Source organism: Prevotella sp. Sow4_E9_plate, from assembly GCF_052116205.1.
Classification (GTDB): Bacteria; Bacteroidota; Bacteroidia; order Bacteroidales; family Bacteroidaceae; genus Prevotella.
Window position 1 is genome coordinate 44951 of record NZ_JBQKLN010000008.1, and the last position, 12125, is coordinate 57075.

Here is a 12125-nt window from a genome sequence, read left to right on the forward strand (position 1 = left end):
TGAAATAGAGCGTTTACTAACGTTCGTCTGCGACTACTCGTAAACTTCGCAACTTTACCTTTAGTTGGACGTAGATGTGACAATGGTGAATGTTCACGGTGGGTGTATAGTATCCTGCTGCGAACTGTCGTATACATACCATAACTGTATGTTTTGGTATCGTGTATGACTATATGTTCGTACATGGAATCATCATATACCATAACGTGGGCTTTCTGCATTGTCCGTCTCTTTCAACTAGGGCAATGCGAAGGCCTTCGAGTGGTGGGATGGGCAAGGAGAATCCCACGTTTCCGTTTTATAGAGGCCTAACAGAATACTAACACAACTCACGATACCGGGATTCTATCGCTTTGAAGAAGATAGATGTACAACAAATATACACTCTCTGGACATGAATCTTTTCCTTGCAAAACCTTATGGCTCACCAAGGGATATAACTTTATGATAGATGGAGGAAACTTCAATGCTTCTGATGCTGTAATAGCTTTGGGAGTGGGAAAAAACATGGTTTCTTCTATCCGATATTGGCTCAAGGTGTTTGGTATTTCCAATCAGGATAAGCCAAGCAGAATAGCAGTTTATTTATTCGATGAATCAGAAGGCGTAGATAAGTACATTGAAAGTTTGGGAACTTTGTGGTTGCTTCACTACCTTCTGGTCAGTTTGAAAGAAGCAACGCTTTATCATATTACTTTTGTGCAATTCCAAAAAGAACGCAAGGTCTTTGAAAGGGAGCAATTGGTAAACTTCGTGAAAAGACTGATGATAGAGGATGGAAAGGACAAAATCTTTAATGTGAATACCACCAAGAAAGATGTGGGTGTACTGTTGCAGAACTATGCCCAGCCTTATAAAGCCAAGTCGTTTGAGGATTATTCTTCTCTTTTGATTGATTTGGATCTGATAAGAACTGAAGATAATGGTAAGACGTTCGCCTTCAATATCGAAGGTAAGCGCAGGGTTCCGATGGAGATTTTCTTATATGCCATTCTTCAGGAAAAAGGTAAAGATAAGTCTGTATCATATGATACATTGCAGGAAATAGGCTTAATGTTCTGCATGACAGATGCAGAGGTCATAGATATGGCCCATTCTATAGGTGAGCATTATTCAGAGTATGTACAGTATAGTGATAATGCAGGTATCCGTCAGTTATTGTTTAAGGAAGGTTCTTCTTTGAAGGACATTGATGTTTTAGATAAGTATTATAAGAATGCGACAGTTTAGTTTATCAGCAAACATAGAGGAAGGCTTTGCTAGTGAGGCCAAATATATCGTAACTCCTAATGCTCGCCAAGTGGCAGAGGGTATTGCGAATGGATTTCGATCGGGAGTTCATTCTTATACCATCATTGGCTCTTATGGAACAGGTAAGTCAAGTTTCTTATTGGCTTTGGAAAGAGACTTGATGGGAGGTAAGCAATATGATTTGTTGAATCCTTCTGAACTTTCAGAGAAGAAGTTTGAAGTTCTTAAAATTGTTGGCGACTATAAGGAACTGTCTGTCTTGTTGAGTCAAAAACTCTCTGTTGATGGCACTGCTGATAGCATTCTGGATGAACTCAAAACCAAATATAACAAACTGAAGAGCCAGGGAAAATTCCTGGTTATCTTCATTGATGAGTTTGGCAAGGTGCTGGAGCATGCTGCCAAGAATAATCCGGAGCGTGAACTTTACTTCATGCAGAAATTGGCTGAGTTCGTGAATGTGCCATCCAGAAATATCCTTCTTCTGACTACGCTTCATCAGAATTTCAACGCCTACTCCCGTAAGTTGAATGAAGTACAGAAAGAAGAGTGGACGAAAGTAAAGGGGCGTTTCCAGGAGTTGGTATTCGTAGAACCGATAGAGCAACTTCTCTATCTGGCTTCTACGCAGATTGATGCCAGTAGAACCATGCAAAATGATGATTCTTTGATTGATTCACTGGCTTCGTTGGCAAAGAAAACTGGCTTTGTTTCTCAAAACTTTTCAGAAGCAACTGCACAGGCATTGGCTCCGCTGGAACCATTTGCTGCATACGTCATTACACAGGCCATTCAGAGATATGGACAGAATGAGCGTTCTTTGTTCTCTTTCTTGAATGCAAGGGGACGTAACTCTTTGTCTGAATATGAGGGAAAGATATATCAGCTTCAGTGCTGCTATGATTATATCTACTATAATTTCTACTCTTACCTGAAGGAGGCGAATGCCGACTCCATGCAATGGAGTTCAATGCAGGTTGCCATCGAGAGAGTGGAAGGTCAACTATGGGAAACCAAGACAGACCTTGTAGATGCCATCAAGCTGGTGAAAGCCATCGGGTTACAGAATCTTTTCGGCAATGCTTCATTTAAGATGAACCGTGAAGATACTGCTCTGTATGCCAAGACTGCTTTGAATATAGAAAACCCAACGGGGCTTTTAAAGAAGTTGGAGCAATTCAAGATTATCCGATATGCCAGCTATAAGTTCCGCTACATTCTTTTTGATGGCACAGATATCAATATAGAAGATGAAATCCGCAAGGCTGGTTTGGTGGTTAGCCGTCCTGTAAACTTTGTGGATGATATCAGAAACTATTGTTTCAAGAAGGTGGCTCCTGTCAAGGCTTGCTATTTCCAGAAAGGTACTCCAAGATACTTTGAGTATGAAGTGCTGGGTGAAGGAGTGGACAAGACTCCTACTGGCGATACTGATGGATATATTCAGTTGATCTTCTCTTCCCGTAAGAAAGTGTTGGAGGAGATTTGCGAGCTGAGTGAAAAGAGTGAGAATGCCATCATCTTTGTTTGTTTCAGAAATACAGACGAGTTGGTGTCTCACCTCTATCTGATAGAAAAGTACAAATATATATTGAGCAAGGTGTTGGTAGATAAATCTGATAAGGTTGCAATCAACGAAATCAATAATCTGATGGAGTATGAGAAAGTGGTTCTCAATAAATCTATCAGTGATAGCTTGTTTGCATATAATGGAGATGTTACTTGGATTTTCATGGGAGAGGAAAGAGAGGTTTGCTCCTTAAGAGACTTCAACCAGTTGCTGTCAGTGGTATGCGATGAGATTTATTCTCAGACTCCTGTGATGAACAATGAATTGTTCAACAAGCATAAGTTGAGTGGTTCAATCTCTAGTGCGAAAGGTAAGTACCTGGCTGCATTGCTGAACCAGAGCAATGAACAGGACTTAGGATTCCCTGGCGACAAGTTCCCACCGGAGAAAACCATCTATTATTCTCTCTTGAAGAGTACGGGACTTCATGTGAATGGAGAGTTTGCTGATGTGCCATCCAATGAAGGAATCATGCCTTTGTGGGATGCATGTGAGGAATTCCTGAAATCTACGACTTTCAAACCTCGTAAGATTTCTGAGCTGATTAAGAAGTTGTCAGCAAAACCATATAAGTTGAAGCAGGGATTCCTGGATTTCTGGATTCCCACCTATTTATATATAAAGAAGCAGGATTTCTCTCTGTATGGAACCAATGGAGCATATATCCCAAATATCAACATGGAGTTCTTCGAGTTATTGCAGAAGCATCCGGGAGAATATCTGGTCAAGGCATTCGACGTGACAGGTGTGAAGGTGCAGATATTCAATCAGTACCGCAAGTTCCTGAATGTAGAAGCCATGGGAAGTATCAAGAGCGATGATTTCATTGAAACCATCAAGCCATTCTTTTTCTTCTATAACAAGAGATTGAATGATTATGCCAAGCATACCCGTAAGTTCAACCATGAGCAGACGGTAAGATTCCGTGATACTCTGGCTAGGGCAAAGGACCCGGAGAAGACATTCTTTGAGGATTTGCCTGAGGCTCTGGGCTACGACAAGGAAGCTTTGCAGAATCCTGATAAAGTACAAGAGTTCTGTTATGTCATTAATCGGGCAGTCAAGGAACTTCGTTCTTGCTATTCTGATATGATAGACCGTGTGGAAGGTCGCTTGTTGGAAACATTGGGCATCGAGTCATACGATTATTCTGAATATGTGGTAGAGATCAGAAAGCGTTTGGCTCATGTTAAGGCATATCTCCTGACAGATAGACTAAAGGAATTCTATCAGCATGTGATGGCTGAGTTTGATAATCGTAATGAGTGGTATCAGTCTATTTGCTATACGGCATTGGAGCAACCATTAGAGCGATTGCGCGACGATCAAGAAGAAAAACTGATTGACAGTTTGCTTATGCTCTTCCATGAATGTGAGAAATATTCTGACATATCCAAGGTGGCAGAGGATGAATCAGATGAGATTTATTCGTTGGATTTGGTTTCAACGAAGGGCAGCAGTATCCATTCTCAGACTTTCAGATTGCCAGAAAGCGAGATGCAGAAGGCTGAGGAATTGGAAAAGAGCATCGACAAGCTACTTGATGGCATTGGAAATGACAATGTATCGGTATGTACATTGTTGAAAATATTGAATAAGAAGTTGGGTTAAAGCCTCTTCCGTAAAATGAATAGAGCAAAATGAAAGTAAGAAATATTTTAGGAATATCTGGCGGAAAGGATAGTGCGGCTTTGGCCATCTATCTCAAGCAGAAATACCCAAACTTAAAGATTGAGTATTATAATTCTGATACAGGCTGTGAATTGGCTGAGACGGAATTGCTGATTGATAGATTGAGCGCTTATCTGGGAAACATCAAAAGACTTAGGGCTGCTGAAGACAGTCCTGAGCCTACGCCCTTTGAGCATTTTCTGAAGGCTACAGGTGGATTCTTGCCTTCGCCACAAGCTCGATGGTGTACCAAGAAGATGAAACTTGATGAGTTTGAAAGATATGTTGGTGATGACTATGCAGTATCATATGTTGGTATTCGAGGTGATGAAGACCGTGACGGTTATGTGTCTTCTAAACCTAATATTCAGTCTGTCTTCCCTTTTAGAAGAAATATCTGGAGCGTGGATGTCATCAATAAGTTTTTGCACAAAGAAAACCAGGAGCAGATTATTGACATCTACAATAAGTTATGCCCTGAGGGATTGATGAAGGAAGACTTGATAGATGTGTTGAAGAAACCGATTACCAAGCAATTCTACTATTCCAAAAAGCTGAATGCATTGTTGGATATAGACGTGAAGATGTTTAACCATGCCGTCTTTGAATATTTGAAGACTACGGATTATCCTGTTGGTCATCTGGATTCATTCCCTTTGATAGATAACGACGAGGTGCTTGTAAAGGAAGATATCTTCAGACTGCTGAGGGATAGTGGAGTAGGAGTACCATCTTATTATGAGGAAATTCCTTTCGAGGTGGATGGTAAGACGGGAACCTATTGTAGAAGCCGAAGCGGATGCTATTTCTGTTTCTTCCAGCAGAAAATAGAATGGATTTGGCTCTATGAGCAGCATCCTGACTTATACAAAAAAGCAATGTCGTTTGAGAAGGATGGTTATACCTGGATTCAGAATGAGAGTCTGGCAGACTTGATAAAACCAGAGCGTATTCGCCAGGTGAAACTGGATATCATCAAGCGACAGGAAACAAACAAAAATAAGAATAAAGGCACTAGTCTTGCCGAACTCTTCGGTGATGAATATGTTTGTGCCAACTGTTTTATTTAAGACTTTATAACTAGAATATAATCGGAGGGACGTCTATGTTGAAAGATGTAGAATGGGCTAAGGATGGAACCTATATACCTGGAGAAGAATTTTCTCCAGAAAGGTTTTTTAATGATGGATTGAAGAACAGTTGCAGTTTCGATCTGCAACTGGGCTATTTCAGTTCTGCCACTATTAGTGTATTGGCAGAAGGCTTTGCTACGTTTATTGCAAAAGGCGGAGTTATGCGTCTTATCATCAACCAGATTGTATCGGAAAAAGATAAGGAAGCGATTGTCAATGGTACAATAGGTGGCATAATAGATTGTATGGACTTGACTAATTTTGAAGAATTGCGTAAGACTTTTGATGAATATCAAGAGCAATTCTTTAAGTGTTTGGCTTACCTGATTTCTGAAAAAAGAATACAGATACGAATCATTAAACCTAAAAATAATGTAGGTATAGCACATACAAAGTCGGGGCAGTTTCGTGATGGAGATAGCATAACTTCTTTTACAGGGTCTGCTAACTTTACTATTAATGGACTTTTTAATAATGTCGAAGAAATAAAAATTGATAGAAGTGATTCTTTGGATTTGATGACTCAAAATAGAATTGTATCTCAACGCAATTCTTTTCAGGCTATTATGGATTATGACCATAAGAATGTTGAGTATTTATCTCCAGACCAGTTGTCTGTAGCTGTGGCTTCTTGTTATAGAAATACAGATATAGATGAACTGTTAGAAGCCGAAAAGGATTTAGCAAAGATAAGAATGCAAAGAGTTGTAGAGCAGGCTATAGAGGTTTATATTGCTAGCGAGAATCCACATATTGTAAAAATAACTCCGCATTTTCCATATGATAAACCTCGTGAATATCAAGTTCAAGCATTTGAAAATTGGAAAAATAACAAACAAAAAGGCTTGTTTGCTATGGCAACTGGTACAGGTAAAACAATAACATCCTTAAATTGTTTGTTAGAAATCTATAAGCGGAATGGGTATTATAAGGCAATTATATTAGTACCGACTATAACGCTAGTGGAACAATGGAAAAAAGAATGTTTGAAATTTCATTTTCAACACATTATACTGGCAAGTTCAAAAAACAAGGACTGGTATGCTGAAGTCAGCAAAATATCAATGATGGAAAAATTAGCAAATGAGGCTGATGAAAATAATTATATTATCATTTCTACATATGCTTCTTTTGTTCGTAAAGAGATGTTTGATTTGCTTAATAATCTTCCTAAAAAACAAGTTTTATTGATTGCGGATGAGGCTCATAATATGGGATCTAATCAGCTAAGGGAAAAATTGCCATATGTTAATATTTTAAGGCGAATAGGATTGTCTGCTACTCCATCTCGACAGTTTGATTTTGAGGGAAACCGTATAATAGAAGAGTTTTTTAGAGTTGGTCATGAACATTATACTTTTGAGTATACAATGGAAGAAGCCATTAAAAATGGTGTGTTGTGTAGGTACTATTATTATCCTCATCTTGTAGAATTGACAGATGAGGAGATGATGGCTTATAGCAGTCTTTCAGAAAAAATAGCAAAGTATCTTACGATAGAAGGTGATAGCTTTAAAAATGATCCAATATTGACTGCTTTGCTGTTGAAGAGAAAACGTATTATTCATAAGGCTTCCAATAAGAAAAAAGCCTTTGAACAAATTATTCGTCAACGTTATCAAGAAAAGGATAATTTAAAGTATACGTTGGTTTATGTTCCAGAAGGAGGCGAGCCTGAATACGAGCAATATGAGCATGTAAATAATGATAATATTGTAGAACAAGACTCAGAACATCTCATCGATAGATATACTAAAATTATTTCTGAGATTTCTGAGCGTGTGACGGTAAGGGAATTTACAGCTTCCTCAAAAGACAGAAACAAAATGCTCCGACAGTTTGCTAATGGAGAGTTGGATGTATTAACCTCAATGAAATGTTTGGACGAAGGAGTGGATGTACCACGAAGTGAAATGGCAATATTTTGTTCTAGTACAGGAAATCCGCGTCAATTCATCCAAAGAAGAGGGCGTATATTGAGAACTCATCCTGATAAGCATATTGCTGTTATACATGATTTAGTAGTAGCACCGATGATAAATCAAAGTCAGGCTAGTTTTAAAACAGAACAAAACTTGTTGAAAAACGAATTGAAACGTGTCCAAAACTTTGCTCTTTTGTCAGAGAACAGTAGTGATAGTATAATAGAATTGGAAGATGTCATTAATTATTATGGTCTATCCATTTTTGATGTGTGATTAAATTTAAAAGAATTGATATGGAAGAAACAAACAAAGACAGAATCATGAGATCTATATTGGCAAGTGAACGTCTTGCTGCATTAGGGGATTATAATCCAACGGATTTTGAAACTATAGAGGATGCTTTATGCTCTGATAATGCTATAGTAAAAACTGTTGCAATGATTATAATGGGTGATAAAAAAACGGAAACCCAAGTTTACAATGAAGTTAGTAATTATTTAATTAATAATATTGATGTATGATAATTAAGAAAGTTTCTATAAATAATTTCCGTAGCTATTATGGCAATAATGAATTTGAATTCAAGGATGGCTTGACTCTCATTATTGGCGATAATGGAGATGGTAAAACAACATTCTTTGAAGCATTGGAGTGGTTGTTTAATACTAGTACGGAGGACGTCAAAACGTCCAATATTTCAGCTAAACGTAAGCGTGAATTAGGAGAGGACGAGCATGATAGAGTTTCTGTCTCTATTGTGTTTCAGCATGATGATGGCGACAAAATAGTAGAGAAGTCATTTCGTTTTACAAACATAAATGGTGTGATAAAAACAGATGATTTTAGTTTTGTTGGTTATGAGTGTATAGGTGCAGAGCGTTCTCGTGTTGGTGGTAGACAGCTTCTAGACAAGTGCTTTGACTTTGATATGAGAAGATATTGCTTGTTCAAAGGTGAGAACGAACTTAATGTTTTTGAAAATGATACTGCATTGAAGGCATTGGTTGCCAAATTCTCTGATATTAGAGAGTTTGACAAGTATGTTGATTTGGTTACTGTTTTGGATGAAAAGTCGGATCGTGCTTACAAGAAGGAACTCAAGTCTGATGAGAAAACAAAGAAAAGAACGGACGAACTTGATGCAAATTCTGAGCGTCTTAAGCAACTGATTTTTGATACTAAAAAAGATTTACAGGATCAGCAGAGAGAGTCTGAAAATTTTGATGTTCGTTTGGAAGATTTAGAGAAAACGGAAGAGTTTCGTGCTCGCTATACGGAAATAAAGAATCGTTTAGCTAAATTAAAAGAAGATAGAGCAACTGCATATAATCGATCAAAAATTGATTATAATCATGCTCTTTTGGATGATTTGTGGATTTTGTGCGCATTTGATCCTATTATTGTAGAGTATCAGCGTAAAATAGGTGGTTTTAGTCGCAAGAGAAGAAGATTGCATGATGCTCATGTTGAGGAAAGAGGACAATTAATTGGTGCTAAAAAAGCTATGGAGAAGGTACCGATGGAATTGGATTGGGATATTCCTGGACAAGATGCCTTGGAAGAGATGATTAAGGATCATCGATGCAAGGTTTGTGGGCATGAGGCTCCAGAAGGAAGTCCTGAATTGGAGTTTTTGAAAAATAAGCTTGCAAATTATATTAAGCATCTGCATGAATCTCGTCAGAAAATTGATGAACAAATGACAGAGGCAGAAAAGCCTTTGTTCCCATTCAATTACCTAAGTGAATTGAAGGCATTAAGTACAAGCTTGGGAGGTGTCAAAGAGCGAGAAATTGTTCAGCTGAAGACGGTTATCCGTGATACCATGCAGTTTAAGCTTGCAAGAAAAGAAGAGGTTCGTAAATTAGATGAGCAAATTGATGAGCTTGAAAATGACAAGAAAAATCTTTTTATTCAAGCAAACATGAGTGAGTCTGTAATGGACACTGATATCAAAAATGTCAGAGGATTTTATGAATTAAAGAAACGTGCTGATGAGCAAATCTTTAAGTTAAAAGCTGAACTGGAAAAATATAAAGGTGATCTTGCTACTCTTGAGGAAGAATATTCAGAATTGAAGCCAAAGACAGGAATGGGAAAGGTTTATGAGAAAGTTCATAAAGTAATGGCTGTTATTCTTAAAACTTTCAAGGGAGCTCGTGAGGATAATCTGCGCCATTTTATCGATGATTTGACAGAGCATGCAAATGTTTATCTAGATAAGTTGAATTCTGGAGACTTTCATGGCGAAGTTAAGATAGATATTCGTGAAGACGATAAGGCAAGAATCTATTTGGTTTCTAATGGTGAGCGAATTATGGATCCAAATGGAGCCTTGCGTACAACAATGTATATGTCTATCCTGTTTGCCATATCTGATATAACAACCCGAAAGCGAGAGGAAGACTATCCGTTGATTTTTGATGCTCCTACTTCTTCTTTTGGAGAAATCAAGGAGGATCTCTTCTATAATATTATTGATAGTATCAATAAGCAGTGTATCATTGTTACTAAAGATTTATTGGAGAGAGATCCTGTTACAGGAAAGAGCCGACTTAATGAGCAAAAGCTACAGAATCTGAAGTGTTCTGTATATCGTATCAGAAAGGTAGACGATTTTGATAGCAATGATATTTCCACGATAAGTATTAATATTGAACGTATAAAATAAGCGTGAATCATGAAAGAAAGTATATTTGCTTTGTGGGGAAAAAGAAATCCTCAATATGAGATACAGTATGATGAGACTATAGTCAGACAGTTTTGTGATTATGGCAAAGGTACGACTCAGTATTCTGCCGATAAGGCTAAAATACTAGGAGCAGGTTATGAGGCTTATATTATTGCCTTTTTCATAGGTTTATACAGTGATAAGCGTATACCATTAACCGAGGATAAGCTGAAACTTAAAGGTTTGGGACAGCCTATTATGTATTGGGGAAACCAAGAAACTAGAAAGAATCGTAAGTCTTATAATGAGATTGTTCAGTATATGTTTGCAGCCTTGGTTGTTAAAACAGATATAGATATACTTGAAGTAGATAAAGGTAAAGCTACTCCTCGCTCTGTTGTAGACAAGCTGATTGTAACGATGGAGGAATATGCCAATTATGGGTTTATGAAGATTGCAGATTTGTTAGATGAAAATCCAAATTATTTTTATAACAATGATGCATTCTTAAAATTATTCCTGTCCTTTCTACCAGAGGAACCTGAAGTAGGTATGACTTGGAGTAGCGACATGATGTCTGATGACGAAGCTGATTCTTTGGGGGAAGCGAACAGTGGAGAGAAAACTTCTAGTGTTTCTTCTGACGAGGCCCCTGATGAGTTATAGTATATACTGATAATAGCGTTGTAATCGAGAGCTGCGCTAAATTGTATAGGATAGGGTAGTGTATTTTAAAACTTGACATAGTTTAAATTACACTACCTATCCAACCAGTCGGTATCTATGTCGAATAATTCAAATAATCTTCTGCAGGATTTGATTGGCACGGATTCTTCGGCTTGACCGATGAAGTCATCTTCATGGCTTCTGATATAAGCATCCATATCTTCCTCCTTAACAAGGATTGGACCTTTGATGTTTGTAAAGATGAAAGGGTAGCAGTCGTCATATTTTATATTGAAATAAAAATTCCCCAACCCGCTTGAAAAAGTCGGTTGGGGTTATTTGTATGATATCCAGTATAAAAGAAAAACGTTAGTTTTCACTTTTATTAGTTGCTCAGATTTTGAACCATGTCCAAAGGTAGCTGGGTCGCTTTAGCAACCTGTTCTGTTGGAAGCCCCATAGCCAGCAAACGTTGAGCTGTTTCAATATTAGCTTCTATTCTACCTTCCCTTTTCGCCGTATCAATAGAGTTCTTGATATCCCGGTATGCCATCTTACTTGCTTCATACTCCCTCAGTTCCTGAGGTGTGAATTTGGCAATCTCGGCTTCCTCAAAGAGACGGTCGAAAACCTTGTCGCACAGCTCCTTTGGGCGTTGGGTAAGCTTATAGAGGTTCTTCAGTGCATATAGCCATTTATCATACAATGTTTCCAGTTCATCCAAACTCTTGTTGAACTTGGCAATCTCTACATAGATAAACTCCAGCTTATCGTAGAAAATCTTGTGGGTAGCGGTATCGCACAACTGTACATGATGGCGGATTTTCTCCTTGTCGAAGGCATCCTCATTCATGTAGAAGTTGAGCAGCGCAACAGTATAGACATGATTGAGCTTGAAATCCCATTCACTCCCCTTTGGTGCCTGCTCGCGGATAGGGAAAGTGGAGTAGAAGAGGGAGCGGTCCTTGAAATACGTCTGGTAGGCATTCTGCATTTCTACGATGAACTTCTCGCCGTTTTCTCCTTCGCAATACACGTCGAAGATTGCTTTGCGGTCGGTATAAACTTCACCGACGTGCTCCGGGTTCAGATACGACACGTCCTTCACAACCAGTCTGCCATTAAACAAGCTGTTGAGGAAGCAGATGAGCAAATCCTTGTTCATTGCCGTTCCAAAAATTCGCTTGAAGCCAAAATCGGTCAGCAAGTTGATGTATCGTTCTTCTACCTGTTTCATA

The 12125-nt window shown here is 38.4% G+C and carries 8 protein-coding genes; 7 read left to right on the forward strand and 1 reads right to left on the reverse strand.

Annotated features, from left to right (window positions below; genetic code table 11):
• The first annotated feature begins 366 nt into the window (after positions 1 to 366).
• The 7 genes from ACTQ53_RS04845 to ACTQ53_RS04875 are packed head-to-tail and all read left to right on the forward strand — an operon-like array spanning position 367 to position 10887.
• Positions 367 to 1230 (forward strand): DUF4007 family protein, encoded by an 864-nt coding sequence (locus ACTQ53_RS04845; RefSeq protein WP_441932260.1) that lies wholly within the window; start codon positions 367 to 369, stop codon positions 1228 to 1230.
• On the forward strand, positions 1217 to 4432 hold the full coding sequence (locus ACTQ53_RS04850; protein WP_441932261.1) for a hypothetical protein: 3216 nt from the start codon (positions 1217 to 1219) through the stop codon (positions 4430 to 4432). Before ACTQ53_RS04845 ends, ACTQ53_RS04850 begins: the two co-directional genes overlap by 14 nt.
• 29 nt (positions 4433 to 4461) lie before the next feature.
• The gene (locus ACTQ53_RS04855) at positions 4462 to 5562 is read left to right on the forward strand and encodes a phosphoadenosine phosphosulfate reductase (protein ID WP_441932262.1); all 1101 of its coding nucleotides are present in this window, start codon (positions 4462 to 4464) and stop codon (positions 5560 to 5562) included.
• 35 nt (positions 5563 to 5597) lie between these two features.
• Entirely contained in the window at positions 5598 to 7823 is a 2226-nt protein-coding gene (locus ACTQ53_RS04860) for a DEAD/DEAH box helicase family protein (protein ID WP_441932264.1), read from the forward strand.
• A 20-nt stretch (positions 7824 to 7843) separates the two neighbouring features.
• Complete coding sequence (locus tag ACTQ53_RS04865; RefSeq protein WP_151201805.1) at positions 7844 to 8071, forward strand: hypothetical protein; 228 nt, start codon at positions 7844 to 7846, stop codon at positions 8069 to 8071.
• Entirely contained in the window at positions 8068 to 10221 is a 2154-nt protein-coding gene (locus ACTQ53_RS04870) for an AAA family ATPase (RefSeq protein WP_294967658.1), read from the forward strand. The genes ACTQ53_RS04865 and ACTQ53_RS04870 overlap by 4 nt, the downstream gene beginning before the upstream one ends.
• A gap of 9 nt (positions 10222 to 10230) precedes the next feature.
• Positions 10231 to 10887 carry a glycoside hydrolase family 15 gene (locus ACTQ53_RS04875; protein ID WP_294967656.1) on the forward strand — a complete coding sequence of 219 codons (657 nt, stop codon included), beginning with the start codon at positions 10231 to 10233 and terminating at the stop codon, positions 10885 to 10887.
• A 385-nt stretch (positions 10888 to 11272) separates the two neighbouring features.
• Here the strand turns inward: ACTQ53_RS04875 and ACTQ53_RS04880 are convergent, their stop codons facing one another.
• The gene (locus tag ACTQ53_RS04880; protein WP_441932265.1) at positions 11273 to 12124 is read right to left on the reverse strand and encodes an Rpn family recombination-promoting nuclease/putative transposase; all 852 of its coding nucleotides are present in this window, start codon (positions 12122 to 12124) and stop codon (positions 11273 to 11275) included.
• Position 12125 lies beyond the last annotated feature (1 nt).

Coding starts and splice junctions, on each gene's coding strand:
- ACTQ53_RS04855 (WP_441932262.1), top strand. CDS start 4,462: ATGAAAGTAAGAAATATTTTAGGAATATCTGGCGGAAAGGATAGTGCG.
- ACTQ53_RS04845 (WP_441932260.1), top strand. CDS start 367: ATGTACAACAAATATACACTCTCTGGACATGAATCTTTTCCTTGCAAA.
- ACTQ53_RS04880 (WP_441932265.1), bottom strand. CDS start 12,124: ATGAAACAGGTAGAAGAACGATACATCAACTTGCTGACCGATTTTGGC.
- ACTQ53_RS04870 (WP_294967658.1), top strand. CDS start 8,068: ATGATAATTAAGAAAGTTTCTATAAATAATTTCCGTAGCTATTATGGC.
- ACTQ53_RS04850 (WP_441932261.1), top strand. CDS start 1,217: ATGCGACAGTTTAGTTTATCAGCAAACATAGAGGAAGGCTTTGCTAGT.
- ACTQ53_RS04875 (WP_294967656.1), top strand. CDS start 10,231: ATGAAAGAAAGTATATTTGCTTTGTGGGGAAAAAGAAATCCTCAATAT.
- ACTQ53_RS04865 (WP_151201805.1), top strand. CDS start 7,844: ATGGAAGAAACAAACAAAGACAGAATCATGAGATCTATATTGGCAAGT.
- ACTQ53_RS04860 (WP_441932264.1), top strand. CDS start 5,598: ATGTTGAAAGATGTAGAATGGGCTAAGGATGGAACCTATATACCTGGA.